The following is a 14,884-nucleotide window of genomic DNA, read 5'->3' on the forward strand; positions in this document are numbered from 1 at the left end:
CAGGCCCCGCCGCACAGGGCCTGGAGGTGTTTTCCGGTATACCGGACGTTGATCTGAGATCGGTAGGGTCGCCACTCATGTCGGACGGGGAACGATCGGCGGACGCGCCGCTGGAGGACGGCCGCCTGGTCGGCGGGCGCTACCGCCTGCTGACGGCGGTCGGACGCGGCGGCATGGGGACCGTCTGGCGCGCCCACGACGAGATGCTCGATCGTGAGGTCGCGGTCAAGGAGGTGCTGCTCCGCCGCGAGCTGAGCGACCAGGAGCGCGCGGACCGGCACCGGCGCACGCTGCGCGAGGCACGGGCGTCCGCGCGGCTCAACCATCCCGGCGTGGTCACCGTGCACGACGTGGTGGACGAGGACGACCGCCCCTGGATCGTCATGGAGCTGGTCCGGGCCCGGTCGCTGCAGGAGATCCTGGACTCGGAAGGGCCGCTGCCGCCGTCGCGCACCGCGGGGATCGGGCGGCAGGTGGTGGGCGCGCTGCGGGCCGCCCACGCGATCGGCATCCTGCACCGCGACGTCAAGCCGGCCAACGTGCTCATCACCCCCGAGGACCGGGCGGTGCTCACCGACTTCGGCATCGCGCAGGTGGCCGGGGACGTGACCCTCACCCAGACCGGGCTGCTGGTCGGCTCGCCCGCCTACATGTCGCCCGAGCGGGTGCGGGGCGAGCGCGCGATCCCGGCCTCGGACCTGTGGGCGCTGGGCGCCACGCTGTACGCGGCGTGCGAGGGCAGGCCACCGCACCACCGCGGCGACGCCATGGCCGTGCTCGCCGCCGTGATGACGCAGGAGCCCCCGGCGCCGCGGAACGCGGGTCCGCTGGGCCCGGTGCTGCACGGGCTGCTCCAGCGCGACCCCGTCCAGCGGCTGCGCGCTGAGCAGGCCGAGGAGATGCTCGGACGCGTCGCGGCCGGCGCCGCCCTGGCCGTCGCCGCGGGCGGCGGCACGTCGGGCCTCGCGGCGTCCGCCCCGCCCGCGGAGCGGACGCCCGGCGTTCCCGCCCCCCGCGTGTCCGAAGCATCGATGGCCGACGCGCCCGTACCGGGCGTGCCCTCGCCGGGCGTGCCCGTGTCTGACGTCCCCGTGTCTGACGTCCCCGTATCTGACGTGCCCGTGTCTGACGTGCCGGTGCCGGACACGACCGACCGGGTGCCGCTCCCCGCGGGGACGTCGGCGGGCGGCATGGCCGCGCCCGGCGCCGCCGCCGGACGGAAGCGGCGGACCGCGCTGACCCTGGTGCTGCCGGGCGTGCTCGTGGCGCTCGTCGTGGTCGCCGCCGCCGTGGTCGTGCTCTGGCCCGACGGCGGGACCGCGGACTCGGCCGATCCCGGCAGGAGCGCTCCGGCGACGAACCCGCCCGCCGGGACCGGAGCACCGACCGGGCCGGCCGGCCCGCCGCGCGGAGGGCCGGGCGCGTCGCTCGACCCCGCGCCGGCGCTGCCCCCGGGACTCAAGCGGGCGAACGGCCCCGGGTACACGATCGGCGTCCCCCAGGGCTGGACCCGCGAGGAACGCGGGAACAGCACCTTCTGGCTGGACCCCGCGTCCGACGCCTACGTCCAGGTGGACCGCACCGGCTGGAGCGGCGACCCCTACGGGCACTGGCTCCAGTGGGAACGCGAGGTGCGGGCCAGGAACTCGCTGCCGGGTTACCGGCGGATCGCCCTGAACAGGTCCTCCGCGGGCGGGGCGCCCGCGGCCGACCTCCAGTTCGCCTGGAACGGCACCCGTGCCAAGGACCGGGGGGTCGTCATCGGGGGCCGCTCGTACGCGGTGCTGGTCGCGGTTCCGGCGTCCCGGTGGAACGAATACCGGCCCACCGTGAACAATGTCATCGACACGTTCCGACCACGGGCGTGAGATGAACCCCGGGACGTAAGGAAGCGTCCCAGTCAGAACATCGAGCCGTGAGGGCTGCGGGGGCCGTTCTCTAGGCTCCTCTAGGCAGCGCCTTGCGCGACGGGGGACCATTTAGACATGGGAGAGGGTCATCTGCTCGCCAACCGCTACAGGTTGGACGAGGTGGTGGGCCGTGGCGGCATGGGCACGGTGTGGGGCGCCTACGACGTCATGCTGGATCGCCGGGTCGCGGTCAAGGAAGTGGTGCTGCCGCCGGGGCTGACCCCGGCCGAGCGCGACGTCCTCTACGAGCGCACCTTCCGGGAGGCGCGGGCCTCGGCCCGCCTCAACCACCCCAGCGTCGTCACCGTGCACGACGTCCTGGAGGAGGCCGGGCGGCCTTGGATCGTGATGGAGCTGGTCCAGGCCCGGTCCCTGCAGGACGTGCTCGACGAGGAGGGGGTGCTGGCGCACCGCCGGGCGGCCGAGATCGGCCTGCAGATGCTCGGCGCGCTCCGCCACGCGCACGAGAAGGGCATCCTGCACCGCGATATCAAGCCCAGCAACGTCCTCATCACCGACTCGGGCCGGGTGGTGCTCACCGACTTCGGCATCGCGCAGGTCGAGGGTGACGCGACGCTCACCCAGACCGGCCTGGTCATGGGCTCGCCCGCGTACATCCCGCCGGAGCGGGTGCAGGGGGAGCGGGCGGTGCCCGCCTCGGACCTGTGGGCGCTGGGCGCGACGCTGTACGCGACGCTGGAGGGCCGTTCCCCCTACGAGCGGCCCGACGCGATGGCCTCGCTGGAGGCGGCCCTGACCGAGCCCGTACCGCCCCCGCGCAACGCGGGCCCGCTGGCGTCGGTGCTGGAGGGGCTGCTCGCCCGGGAGCCCGCCCATCGGATCACGGGCGCGCAGGCGCAGCCCATGCTCGCCCACGTGGCGACGATGCCGGAGCCGATCCCGCCGATCTCGTTCCGGCCCCCCGACGCGACCCTCCTGGACGAGCCCGCGGGCGGCTACCACGAGCAGACCGTGGTGGACGAGCCCGCCGACACCGTCCTCGACTCGGTCACGTTCGAGGAGGTCACCAGGCTGGACCGGGAGGGGCCGGGCTCCGCGGCGATGCCGTCGTACGGCCCGCGCGGGTCCGGCCACGCCCCGCCGCCCAACCTCCATCCGTCATCGGGGCACTCCCAGGGCCGTACCGCCGGTCCGCGGCCCGGCACCGGCCAAGGGACGGGCGCGGGTCATGGGACGGGCGCGGGTCATGGGACGGGTGCCGGTCATGGGACCGGTGCCGGTCATGGCACTGGGGCCGGTCATGGGACGGGCGCCGGCCGGGGTTCCGGTCCGGTGACGCCCGACCCGGAGGTGCGCACGCTGCTGGAGACCGAGTGGGCGGTGCCTCCCGTTCCCGGCCCCCAGACACCGCCGCCGTGGGAGCAGCCCGAGCAGTTCCGGCAGTGGCAGCAGCCGCCCCCGCCGGCGCACCTGGACCGGCGCGACCGGGAACGCAGGAAGACCATCGTGATCGTCACGGTCGCGGTGGTCCTGGTGGTGGTCGCCGTCCTGGCCGGGGCGTTCATCCTCCGGGACAAGCTCAACTCCTCCGCCGCCGCCGCACCCTCGGAGACCGTCCGGACGGCGCTCACCGGCTGAGCCCGCGGAACGCCCGAGGGACGTCCGGGAGGGGTGCCCGGGAGGGGCGGTCAGGTCCCCGCGACGAGGGCGTTCAGGGCGAGCCGCAGGTCGGCGACGTGGGTCTCCAGGTCGTCGAGCGCGTCCGGCCCCTCCTCCCCGGGCGGGGCGGACGCGGCGGACGGGGCCGGGGAGTGCGCGCCGCGCAGCCGCGCGACGTCGTTCTCCACCCGGCCCATCCGGTCGTCGAGGGCCTTGAGGATCTGCTCGCAGCCGCCCGCGCCCTCCACGCCCTCCACACCGTCCAGCGCCTGGCGCAGCAGCGCGGCCTGGTGGCGCAGCTCCACGGTCCGGCGGTGCAGCTCGACGAAGATCTCGACCTTGGCGCGCAGCAGCCAGGGGTCGAACGGCTTGGTGAGGTAGTCGACCGCGCCCGCCGCGTACCCCTGGTAGGCCTGCTCGCCGGCCTCGCCCGCCGCGGTGAGGAAGATGATGGGGATGTCACGCGTCCGGGGGCGGCTCTTGATGTGCCCCGCGATCTCGAAGCCGTCCATCTCCGGCATCACCACGTCGAGCAGGATCAGCGCGAACTCGTCGTCGAGCAGCTCCCTGAGCGCGGCCCGGCCCGAGGACACCGGGACGACCTCGACCGGCAGCGCGTCGAGCACGGCCGCGAGGGCGACCAGGTTCTCCTCGCGGTCGTCCACGGCCAGGATCTTGGTGGCGTGCGGCAACGGGCTCCTCCGCGCGTCGGTGAAGGGCTTGCGTGCGCTCCACCCTGTCATGGCACAGCGCGCGACGACAGTGGATCGTCGGCGAATCGGCATACCGCTGCGGATGTCAGGACAGCCATCCGGGCTTGACCAGCCCCGACTCGTAGGCGAACACCACCAGCTGGGCGCGGTCGCGGGCGCCGAGCTTGACCATGGTCCGGCTGACGTGCGTCTTGGCGGTCGCCGGGCTCACCACCAGCCGGGCGGCGATCTCCTCGTTCGTCAGCCCCTCGCCGACCAGGGTCATGACCTCGCGCTCACGCTCGGTGAGGGCGTTGAGGCGGGGGGAGGGGGAGGGCGCCTTGGCCCGGGTGGCGAACTCGGCGATCAGCCGGCGGGTCACGCTGGGAGACAGCAGCGCGTCCCCGGCGGCCACCGCCCGCACCGCATGGATCAGCTCGACCGGCTCGGTGTCCTTGACCAGGAAGCCGCCGGCCCCGCCGCGCAGCGCCTCGAACACGTACTCGTCCAGCTCGAAGGTGGTGAGGATGACGATCCGGACGCCGCCGAGGCGCTCGTCGGAGGCGATCCGGCGGGTGGCCTCCAGCCCGTCCAGGCCGGGCATCCGGATGTCCATGAGGATCACGTCCGGACGCAGCCTGCGGGCCTGGTCCACGGCCTCCTCGCCGTCGCCGGCCTCGCCCACCACCTCGATGTCGGGCTGGGCGTCCAGCAGCGCCCGGAACCCCGCCCGGACCAGAGCCTGGTCGTCGGCGAGCAGCACCTTGATCACTCCGAACCTCCCCGCCCGTGCGCGCCGGGCTCCTCGTCGGCGGGCAGGACGGCGCTCACCCGGAACCCGCCCCCGGGACGCGGCCCGGCGGAGAACGTGCCGCCGAGGGCGGCGGCGCGCTCGCGCATCCCGTTGATGCCGCTCCCGCCCGGATGGTCGTCCAGCAGGGACACGCCCTGGCCGTCGTCGTCGACCCGGACCGCCACCTCCCGCTCACCGTAGGCGATCCGCACCCTGGCCGTCACCGGGCCGGGGCCCGCGTGACGGCTCACGTTGGTGAGCGACTCCTGGACGATGCGGAACGCGGCCAGGTCCGTCCCCGCGGGCAGCGGGCGCCGGTCGCCGGTGATCTCGGCGTCCACCCGCAGCCCCGCCGACCGGGCGCGGCCGAGCAGCTCCTCCAGCCGGGCCAGCCCGGCGGTGGGCGCGCGCGGCGCGCTCTCGTCCTGCGAGCGCAGCGCCCCGATCACCGACCGCATCTCGGTGAGCGCCTCCTTGCTGGCCTCCTTGATCGCGGCCAGCGCCGTCCGCGCCTGCCCCGGGTCGTCGTCGATCAGGTGCAGCGCCACCCCGGCCTGCACGTTGATCATCGAGATGTTGTGGGCCAGCACGTCGTGCAGCTCGCGGGCCATGCGCAGCCGTTCCTCGCTGGCCTGGCGGCGCTCCTCCTCGGAACGGGTGCGGGCCGCGGCGGCGGCCCGCTGGCCGCGCATCCGGATCAGCTCCGCGCCGATCAGCGGCACCAGGGCCCAGCCGACCGCGAAGGCGGCGCCGCTCAGGTCGGGTTCCTCGGCCGGGAAGACCTGGTCGGCCAGGCCGCGCTGGTCGAACGGCACCCCGATGACGGCGGTGAGGGCGAAGTACCCGGCCAGCGCGGCCGACGTCCCCGCCCAGGCGATCAGCCGGTGCCCGGCGATCACGGCCCCCATCACCGCGACGATCGCGGAGAACACCACGGGCCCGTAGGTGTAGGCGCGCAGCATGTAGAGCCCGGTCACCGCCCCCACCGACACCAGGGTGAGGACGGGACGGCGGCGGCGCATGAGGAGCAGCGCGGGGCCGGCGAGCAGCAGGGCGAAGCCGAGGGGATCGAGTGGGGTGCTGGTGTAGCTGTGACCGCCGTGGCCGGAGTTCTCCCAGGAACCTCCGCCGTTCTCCCCCTGCGCGCCGATCGACCCGATGACCTGGAAGAACGCGAGGAAGAGCGGCAGCACCCAGACGGGCCAGGAGCCGGGGGACGACAGGTGGGCCCGGTCCTGGGCGCCCGGCCGAGAAGTGCTCATTCACGCACGTTAGCGAGCCGTTGGGGAGAGCGGCGTCGGCCGGGGGGAGGGGCCGGGCGTACTCCCCGCGCTGTACGGCCCCCTGGCGATTGTCTCCACATGGCCGACGCCCAGGCCCGGACGCCTCCGGGAGGCTGTGACCGGTGTCGGGCGACGGAGGCCACGGCGGGCCACAGCGGGGGCGGGGTACGGGGTGACGGGGTGAGGCTGCACGATCCGCTCGCCGTGGGCGCGGTGCTGTTCAAGGGCGGCGGCGCGGTGTGGACGGCCGTGCTCTGGTGGGACCTGTTCCGGGACGCGTGCGTCACCGGGACGCTGGACGACCGCGGCCTGCTCACCGGGGCCCTGGTGCTGCTGGGGACCGACATGCTGGCACGGGTCGCCCGGTTCTTCCTCCCCCCGCTGGTGTACGCGGCGGTGACCCGAATTCTCGCCGTTTATGTCCGCTTTTGGTTGGTAAGTGCGGACAACCTTCGCGAAACGGAAAGCGGTGCCATGTCCGTGACCGCGTCCGCGTCCATCTCGTCGACCGTCTCGTCGGCCGTCTCCCCGTCGATGTCCGCGCCGACCTGCGTGCCCGTCCTCGTGAACGGCGGTCCGGCCGTGTGGATCGGGAAGCCCCTGTGCATTCGTATTTGTCAGTCATGCTAGATTTTTAAGGCAAAATGGGGGCTCAGAGGGGTCGGGGAGTGCTGGAAAAGAAGAAGGTCGGCCTGTGGGCCGCCGGTTTCGTTCTGCTTGTCGTGACGTTGGAGGTTCTGGCCCTCCAGGTGGGCTCACTGGAGCTCGACCTGCCCCGTACTCCCGCGATGGCGGAGAACTCCGCGCCCTGACCGGCGGCGGGTCCGGCGCCTCGTGCGAGAGGATGGGGGCGGTCACACGTCCGGTCTCCCGAGGAGGCGCGTTGAGCGACGATGCGCGGATCACCGTGCCGCGGGCCCTGACCAGGGAGCAGCGGGCGCGCCGCGAACGGCTGGTCGAGTCGGCCCGCCTGCTCGCGCTGGAGGGCGGCTACGGCGCGGTGACCATGCACGACGTGGCCGACCGCGCCGGCGTGGGACGGGCGACCGTCTACCGTTACTTCGCCAGCAAGGACCACCTCCTCACCGAGGTCGCCGCCACCTGGGCGCGCCGGATCACCGACGACGTGGACGCGGTCGCGGTCGCGGTGGGCGAGACCCCCGCGGAACGGCTCACCGCCCTGCTGGAGCGCATCGTCCGGGTGGCGGCCGAGGAGCTCACCCTGACCTCGGCGATCGTCCAGGCGGTGACGTCGGACGACGTCGGCGTGGACGACTCCCGCACGGTGCTGTTCCGGTTCGTCCGGGACCGCCTGGCCACGGCGATCGGCGACCCGGTGCCGGAGCGGGAGGAGGTCGAGGTCGCGCTGGGATACGTCCTGCTGGGCGCGCTGGTCAGCCTGACGTCCCTGCGCAGGCCCGTCGACGAGGTGGCCGCGATGGTGCGGGCCTCGGGCCGTCTCGTCCTCGCGGGCGCCCTGGCCGGCGCCGTGACGTGACGCATCTCTCACGACGTCAAGAGTCGTGGGAGATGTGACGGTCGTCTCAGCGGGACAGCCCGGTGGTGCGCGTACCCGAGGTGCGTGCGCTTGAGGTGCGCGCACCCGAGGCGCGCGGGTCCGGGGTGCGAGGCCGGGGGGAGGTCGAGCCCCTTGAGGGCTTCGAGGAGTCCGGGGTGCCGGCGGGACGTGCCGGGCGCGCCGCGAGCACCCGCGCCGCGAGCGTGCGGGCGGCGCGGCGGGAGGCCCGGCGCAGGGCCGGCCGGCGGTTCGGCAGCGGCAGCCCGTCCGGCCGTACGGGCACCCGCTCGGCCAGGGAGCGGAACAGCAGCAGCCCGCCGGCCGTCATGAGCGCGAAGCACAGCACGCCCAGTCCCAGCAGGCCCATCAGCAGGATCAGCAGCAGTCCGAGATCGAGCCCGGGGTCCGGCACCATCGCTCTCCTTCCGGCCCGTGGTCGAGGGCGCGTCGGCGCATGAAACGCCCGGATCATGCCCCGATGCCAGGAAGTGATGCGGGCGTGCCGGATCGGATGGAGATCTGGTGTCCCCTTATGAGTGGTTTGCCCCTGGTTTGCATTGAAGGAGAAGTTTGATACCTTCTGACTGCCTTGCGGTGGTGCAACCCATGCGTCGCCCAGGGGCGGTGGACCGTTCCAGATGAGGACGGGGCCGCCGCCACGGTCGCGCCTGCGGACCATGAACCCGCGCGACCCTCGTCCATCTGATCGCAGTGCCGGCGGCCTCGATGCCGCCGCTCCGCCGAGTCCGTTCCGCGCCGACGACGGCGTCCGGAGCCGGGGACCCACACCTCTGGGGTGAATCGGCGCACGCTCATGTGCGCCGTAGGGCGACTTCCACGCCCGAATCCGACAGCTAACCCGGTAGGCGGCCATGGAAGGAATCAGGAGACTCCTGCTTTGTCATTCCGTGACTATTCCGGCCTGCTCGCCGCTGTGCGCGAGCGGGCAGGTGAACTGACCTCCCAGACCCTCAGCCTCCGGGGCAAGGCCGCCGCGGGTGTCGCCGGCGGCGCCGCCATCGGCGTCCTGGCGCTCGGCTCGGCGGTCGGCGGCACCGTGGCCGCCGCCGACACCTCCGCCGACACTCTCCGCGCTTCCGCCGGGGCGGCCTCCGGTGCCCCCTCGGTGGCCGAGGCCGCGGTGCGGCAGAGCGCACCGGGCGAGCGGCTCAACGTGCCGGGCGAGCGCCTCGGCTCCGCGGCCGAGGGCCTCGGCGCACCGGGCGAGAACCTCGCTGCGCCGGGCGAGCGCCTGGGCGCACCGGGTGAGCGGCTCGGCTCATCGGCCGAGCAGCTCGACGCGGCGGCCAAGGCCCTCGGGTCCGGCAAGGGCGCCATGCCCGCCCAGCCCGAGGTCGCCGGCAAGGCCGGCCGTGTCAAGGGCTCCACGGGCGTGGTGCAGAAGGGCGGCCTGACCGAGGCCCAGGTCGAGCAGGGCCCCTCCGCCACCGTCGACGAAGTGCTCAAGCTCGCCGCTAAGCAGGTCGGCATCTCCGAGGGCAAGCGCGGGCAGACCAAGTTCCACGACTGGTACGTGTCCACCGAGAGCGCCCGCAAGACCGCCGATCGCGACGGTGGCCGGGTGTCCAGCTACAACGGCGCGGCCTGGTGCAACATGTTCGTGTCCTGGGTCGGCTCGCAGACCGGCCTCAAGGGCATGGGCTGGGACGCCTACACCGTCTCGCACGCCCAGTGGTTCAAGAAGACCGACCGCTGGGGCCAGAAGGCCAAGCCCGGGGCCGTGGTGTTCTTCAACTGGGGCCAGGGCGGCATCGGCGGCATCGAGCACGTCGGCCTGGTCGTCAAGGACAACGGCAACGGCACCATCAGCACGATCGAGGGCAACGCCGAGGACCAGGTGAAGAAGAAGATACGGAAGAAGTCGCAGGTGGCCGGCTACGGCTACCCCGACTACCGGAAGTGACCCCCGGCCGCTGAGCGGCCTTCCACCGAGGGCGTCCCGGCGCGCGATCGCGCGCCGGGACGCCCTCGGCCGTCGCCGGGCCCGCCGTGCCGTCCGGCCGCCCGTCCGCCGCCCGTCCGCCGCCCGTCCGCCGCCCGTCCGCCGCCCGTCCGCCGCCCGTCCCGCCGTTCCGGCCGGAATCATGGACGGCTGTTTGGTCTGATTCGACCTGTTTGTTGAGCTATGTGGAAATCACTACGCCGAGGTCATCGCGCCGATCGCCGATGACGACGCGGAAGCAGCTGGCACGGGGGGATCGATGCGGGGGGCTCCGGACGTCAGCGTCGTCGTGATCGCCTACAACGACGCAGGGAGGCTGCCGCGCGCCGTCGGCTCGGTGCTCGGCCAGTCGATGGACGGCGTCGAGGCGATCGTCGTGGACGACGCCAGCACCGACGCCACCGGCCGGGTCGCCGACGCGCTCGCCGCCGCCCACCCGGACCGGGTCCGGGCCGTCCACCTGCCGGTGAACTCGGGCGGGTGCGGCCGGCCCCGCAACACCGGTATGGACCTGGCCCGCGGCTCCCACGTGATGTTCCTGGACAGCGACGACGTCCTCGACCGCCACGCCTGCCTGAACATGCTGCTCGCCTCGGAGGAGACCGGGGCCGACCTGGTCTCGGGCCTGTGCGTGCGCTCCTTCACCGGCCCGCCGGTCTGGGAGAAGGGCTGGTACGCCAGGCTCTACCGGGCCCGGGCCGTCCACGACTCCCTGCCGGACTGCCCCGACCTGCTGTACGACACCCTGGCGACCAACAAGTGCTACCGGCGTGACTTCCTGATCGAGAACGGGCTGCGCTTCGTCGAGGAGCTGCACTACGAGGATCTGCTGTTCACGACCGAGGCGTACCTCGCCGCGGGCCGGATCACCGTGCTGCCGCACCGGGTCTACACCTGGTACGTCTACGAGGAGCCGGGCCGCCCGTCGATCTCCAGCCGGCGGCGCGAGGTGCGCAACCTGGCCGACCGGCTGGAGATCCACCGCCGGATCGACCGGGCCCTGGGCGCCCGCGGCGCGGACGCGATCAAGCTGGCCAAGGACGCCAAGTTCGTCAACCACGACCTCCAGCTGTACCTGGGCGAGCTTCCCGGGCGGGACGAGGAGTACCGGCGGCGCTTCCTGGAACTGGCCGGCCCCTACCTCGCGGAGCTGCACCCCGGCGCGCTGACGGCGGCCAGGCGGCTCCCGGCGATCTCCGCGTACCTGGTGGGGCGGGGCGACCTGGACGGGGCCGTCGCCGCCATGCGCGCGGCCCGCGAGAAGGTCCCCGAGCTGCACGCCGGCCTGGTGCGGCGGGACGGCCGCGTCTACTGGACCGGGCGGCACCTGGACGACGGGCGGGGCCGCGAGATCCTCGACATCACCGAGCTGGGCGTCCATGTCAGGCCGCTGGAGCGGGTGCGGCCCGCCATCACCCTGACCGGTCTGCACCGCGAGGGGCGGTACGTCCGCCTCGCGGGCCGGGTCGCCGACCCGCTGGGCCGCGTTCCCGCCGCCGGGCTGAGCGGCACGCTGGAACTGCGGGACCGCCGCCGCGACCGGACGCTGCGGATCCCCGCGGAGGCCGCCCGCCGCGGCGACCGGATCGAGTGGCGGGCCGCGTTCGACGACCGGAGCCTGCCACGGCCGCCCGGCCTCGGCACCGTCCGGTGGGACGTCCGGCTGGCGCTGCGGGCGAACGGGGAGCGGCTCTCCGGGAGGGTCGCCGCGGGCCCCGCCGGGGCCGGGCCCGCGCCCGCGTGGCCGGCGGGCGGGCGGCTGGAGCCGCACGTGACGGCGTGGGGGAACCTGTCGTTCGTCGACCTGAGGGGACGGATGGCCCGCACCGTCGCGGGCGGGCGGGCGTGGCGCGGTGCCCGCAGGCTGAAGCGCGAGGGGGCGCGGGTACGGGCGTCGGCGCGGCGCGCGCTGACCGCCCGCACGACCAAGACCGCCGTCTTCAACCGGCTGCTGACGCGGCTGCCGGTCCGGCGCGGCACGGTGGTCTTCGAGAGCCACCTGGGCGCGCAGTACTCCGACAACCCCAAGTACATCTACGAGGAACTGCGCCGTTCCGGGCGCGGAGCGCGGGCGATCTGGTCGTACGCGAAGACCTCCGAGGGGTTCCCCGCCGACGCCACCCTCGTACGGCGGGGGTCCTGGGCCTACTACCACGCCCTGGCCCGCGCGGAGTTCTGGGTGGACAACCAGGGGTTCCCCAGGGAGCTGCGCAAGCGGAAGAAGACCACCTACATCCAGACCTGGCATGGCTCGGCGTACAAACGGATGGGCTTCGACAAGGCGGAGCTGAAGAACGCCTCGCTCCGGCAGCAGGAGCGGTTCCGCCGCATGGTGGAGCGGTTCGACTGCTTCCTGGTGCGTTCCGCGCATGACGAGCGGACGCTGGTGCCGGGCCTGGGGGTGACGGCCGAACTGCTCCCGGCGGGCTACCCCCGCAACGACCCCCTGGTCAGGGCCCGGCGCGGCGACCCGGAGCCGGTCCGCGCGGCGGAGGCGCTGCGGCGCGAGCTGGGCCTGGACGGAGACCGGGCGGTGATCCTGTACGCGCCGACCTTCCGCAGCCGGCCGGACGGGACGAGGATCCGCCGCGCCGTGCCGCCCATCGACCCAGGCCGCTTCGCCGCCCGGCTCGGCGACTCCCAGGTGCTCCTGGTGCGGCAGCACTACCGCACCCGCCTCGACCTTCCCGGGGGAGGGGACGGCGCGGTACGGGACGCCGGGCACATCGCCGACGTCACCCCGCTGCTGCTGCTCGCGGACGCCCTGATCACCGACCATTCCTCGGTGATGTTCGACTACGCGCTGCTGGACCGCCCGATCGTCCTCTACGTCCCGGACGGCGAGGACGCGGCCGACCTCGCCGCGCACGGGGGCGGCTACTTCGACCTGGCCGCGCACGCCCCCGGCCCCGTCGTCCGGGACGAGGAGGCGCTGCTCACCGCGCTCGCCGGGCTGGACCGGATCCGGCGCGAGTACGCGTGGCGCCGCCGCGCCTTCGCGGCCCGCTACGGCGAGTACGACCAGGGCGCCGCGGCCGAAGCGGTCGTCGAGCGCTTCTTCGGGAAGGCGGCGCGCCATGGGTGACCGCCGCAGGGACGTCTTCATCGTGTGCAACAACGTCGAGGACCTCGGCGGCGTCCAGCGGTGGGCGCACGACATGGGCCGGCTCCTGGCGGGCCGCGGCCATCGCGTCACCCTGGTCGGCGTCAGGCGTTCGGAGGCGCCGCACGACTACGGCCGCGACCCGCCGTACGCCGTCGAGGCCCTGCACGAGCGCTGGACGCTGCCCGCCCTGCCCTGGAGCCCGCGCGGTCCGCTCGGCCGCGCCGACCTGAGGGCGCGGCTGCGGGACGGGCGGCGGGCCGCCGCCGTCCGGCTCGGCGCGGAACGGCTCTCCGCCCTGCTGCGCCGCGCCCGGCCGGGCGCCGTGCTGATCGTGGCCCAGGTCTGGGCGATGGAATGGGTCCGCTTGGCCGACACCCGCGGGCTGCCCGTCGTGGGGATGAGCCACGAGTCGTACGAGGCGAGCCGCGGCTCGTCCCGGTACGAGCGGGTCAAGGAGCACTTCGCCGGGGCCGACCGGCTGCTGGCGCTGACCGCCGAGGACGCCGACGGGTGGGCCGGGGACGGCCTCACCAACGCCGGTCACATGCCCAACCCGCTGCGCGTCGTCCCCGGCCGCAGGCCGGTGCCCCGCGCCCCGGTGATCGCCTGCGTGGGCCGGCTGTCCCACGAGAAGGGCGTGGACCTGGCGATCGAGTCCTGGGCCATGATCGCGGACGGGTGCCCGTCCTGGCGGCTGCGGGTGTACGGGGCGGGCCCGCGCGAGGCCGCGCTGCGGGATCTGGCGGCGCGGCTGGGCGCCGGCGGCTCGGTGGAGTTCGCCGGGGTGGCCCGGGACGTGCCGGAGGAACTGAGCCGGGTCTCGGTCTTCGCGCTGCCGTCCCGCCGGGAGGGCTTCCCGACGGCGCTGCTGGAGGCGATGGCGGTCGGGTTGCCGGCGGTCGCGTTCGACTGCGCGCCCGGCGTCCGCGACCTGATCACCGACGGGGTGGACGGGCTGCTCGCCCGGCCCGGCGACACGGTCGGGTTCGCCGCGGGGCTCCAGAGCCTGGTCGACGACCCCGGGCTGCGCGAGCGGCTGGGCGGCGCCGCGGCCCGCTCGGTGCGCCGGTTCGACCCGGACATCGTGCTCGACCGCTGGGAGCGGCTGTTCGACCTGCTGCGGCCCGGCGGCCCGCCGCGCGCGCGGCCCGGCGGTGTGGACCTGATCACGGAGGGCGGAATGGACCTGGGCAGGCCGGCCCGGCCGGCCCTACCGTACGGGCCATGACGCATCCGCTGCTGTTCCTGCTGGCGGTCACGACGCTGGTCGCGATCCCCGGCCCGAACCACCTCTACATCACCGCCCGCGCCGTCGCCGACGGCCGGCGCGCGGGGATCGCCTCGGCGCTGGGCGTCGAGTCCGGCACGCTGGTGCACGTGGCCGCCGCGGCGGCGGGCCTGTCGGCGCTGATCGCGGCCTCCGCGACCGCGTTCGACGTGCTGCGCTACGCGGGTGCCGCGTACCTGGTGTACCTGGCGGTCCGCACCCTGCGCGGCGGGGACGGGGAGGAGGGGGCGGCGCCGGCCGCCAAGTCGCTGCGCCGCGTCTACCTCGACGGGTTCCTGATCAACCTGTTCAATCCCAAGGTCGTGCTGTTCTTCCTGGCGTTCCTGCCGCAGTTCGTCGACCGGGACGCGGGGGCGGTGCCCGCGCAGATCGTCGTGCTGGGCGCGGTGACCGCGCTGATCGGCCTGCTCAGCGATCTGGTGTACGCGGTCGGGGCGGGCTCGATCGGCGCCTGGCTGCGGGCGCGTCCCCGGTTCCTGCGGCGGCAGCGCTACGCCACCGGCGCGATCTATCTGGGGCTCGGCGCGGTGGCGGCGTTCGCCGGGACCGGACCCCGCCGGGTCTGAACCCGCCGCCCGTTCTCACCGGTACTCCAAAAGCGCAGCGAACGGCATTTCTCGGAAAGGCCAATTTGTCATCCGCGTGACAAGGGGGCCGGGCCAAAGCCACGTCCCGCTGCGCAGTCTTCCCTGGCACGGCGTTGTAACTTC

13 protein-coding genes and 1 riboswitch are annotated in these 14,884 nt (G+C 74.2%); of the genes, 9 read left to right on the forward strand and 4 right to left on the reverse strand.

Annotated features, from left to right (window positions below):
• Positions 1-77: 77 nt before the first annotated feature.
• On the forward strand, positions 78-1,868 hold the full coding sequence (locus IW256_RS04615; protein ID WP_197009756.1) for a serine/threonine-protein kinase: 1,791 nt from the start codon (positions 78-80) through the stop codon (positions 1,866-1,868).
• Between the two features lie 117 nt (positions 1,869-1,985).
• The gene (locus IW256_RS40825; RefSeq protein ID WP_231403659.1) at positions 1,986-3,509 is read left to right on the forward strand and encodes a serine/threonine-protein kinase; all 1,524 of its coding nucleotides are present in this window, start codon (positions 1,986-1,988) and stop codon (positions 3,507-3,509) included.
• 50 nt (positions 3,510-3,559) lie between these two features.
• Here the strand turns inward: IW256_RS40825 and IW256_RS04625 are convergent, their stop codons facing one another.
• The 3 genes from IW256_RS04625 to IW256_RS04635 form a co-directional block, all read right to left on the reverse strand.
• Entirely contained in the window at positions 3,560-4,222 is a 663-nt protein-coding gene (locus tag IW256_RS04625; protein ID WP_231403660.1) for a response regulator, read from the reverse strand.
• Between the two features lie 106 nt (positions 4,223-4,328).
• Complete coding sequence (locus tag IW256_RS04630) at positions 4,329-4,994, reverse strand: response regulator (protein WP_197009758.1); 666 nt, start codon at positions 4,992-4,994, stop codon at positions 4,329-4,331.
• The gene (locus tag IW256_RS04635; protein WP_197009759.1) at positions 4,991-6,277 is read right to left on the reverse strand and encodes a sensor histidine kinase; all 1,287 of its coding nucleotides are present in this window, start codon (positions 6,275-6,277) and stop codon (positions 4,991-4,993) included. Before IW256_RS04635 ends, IW256_RS04630 begins: the two co-directional genes overlap by 4 nt.
• 225 nt (positions 6,278-6,502) lie before the next feature.
• Between IW256_RS04635 and IW256_RS04640 the strand changes: the two genes are divergently transcribed.
• From IW256_RS04640 to IW256_RS04650, 3 genes are all read left to right on the forward strand, one after another.
• On the forward strand, positions 6,503-6,928 hold the full coding sequence (locus tag IW256_RS04640; RefSeq protein ID WP_197009760.1) for a hypothetical protein: 426 nt from the start codon (positions 6,503-6,505) through the stop codon (positions 6,926-6,928).
• A gap of 38 nt (positions 6,929-6,966) precedes the next feature.
• Positions 6,967-7,110 (forward strand): hypothetical protein, encoded by a 144-nt coding sequence (locus IW256_RS04645; RefSeq protein WP_197009761.1) that lies wholly within the window; start codon positions 6,967-6,969, stop codon positions 7,108-7,110.
• A gap of 71 nt (positions 7,111-7,181) precedes the next feature.
• Complete coding sequence (locus IW256_RS04650) at positions 7,182-7,796, forward strand: TetR/AcrR family transcriptional regulator (protein ID WP_197009762.1); 615 nt, start codon at positions 7,182-7,184, stop codon at positions 7,794-7,796.
• A 46-nt stretch (positions 7,797-7,842) separates the two neighbouring features.
• On the opposite strand, the gene IW256_RS04655 is transcribed toward IW256_RS04650, so the two are convergent.
• Positions 7,843-8,232 (reverse strand): hypothetical protein, encoded by a 390-nt coding sequence (locus IW256_RS04655; protein WP_197009763.1) that lies wholly within the window; start codon positions 8,230-8,232, stop codon positions 7,843-7,845.
• Positions 8,233-8,561: 329 nt separating this feature from the next.
• Positions 8,562-8,701: riboswitch (cyclic di-AMP (ydaO/yuaA leader) on the forward strand.
• Positions 8,702-8,715: 14 nt separating this feature from the next.
• Between IW256_RS04655 and IW256_RS40830 the strand changes: the two genes are divergently transcribed.
• From IW256_RS40830 to IW256_RS04675, 4 genes are all read left to right on the forward strand, one after another.
• Positions 8,716-9,741 carry a CHAP domain-containing protein gene (locus IW256_RS40830; RefSeq protein ID WP_231403661.1) on the forward strand — a complete coding sequence of 342 codons (1,026 nt, stop codon included), beginning with the start codon at positions 8,716-8,718 and terminating at the stop codon, positions 9,739-9,741.
• Positions 9,742-10,039: 298 nt separating this feature from the next.
• Entirely contained in the window at positions 10,040-12,865 is a 2,826-nt protein-coding gene (locus tag IW256_RS04665) for a bifunctional glycosyltransferase/CDP-glycerol:glycerophosphate glycerophosphotransferase (RefSeq protein ID WP_197009764.1), read from the forward strand.
• Entirely contained in the window at positions 12,858-14,114 is a 1,257-nt protein-coding gene (locus IW256_RS04670) for a glycosyltransferase (RefSeq protein ID WP_197009765.1), read from the forward strand. Before IW256_RS04665 ends, IW256_RS04670 begins: the two co-directional genes overlap by 8 nt.
• On the forward strand, positions 14,111-14,740 hold the full coding sequence (locus tag IW256_RS04675; RefSeq protein WP_197009766.1) for a LysE family translocator: 630 nt from the start codon (positions 14,111-14,113) through the stop codon (positions 14,738-14,740). The genes IW256_RS04670 and IW256_RS04675 overlap by 4 nt, the downstream gene beginning before the upstream one ends.
• Positions 14,741-14,884: the final 144 nt, after the last annotated feature.

This window comes from Actinomadura viridis (genome assembly GCF_015751755.1).
GTDB classification, from domain to species: Bacteria; Actinomycetota; Actinomycetes; order Streptosporangiales; family Streptosporangiaceae; genus Spirillospora; species Spirillospora viridis.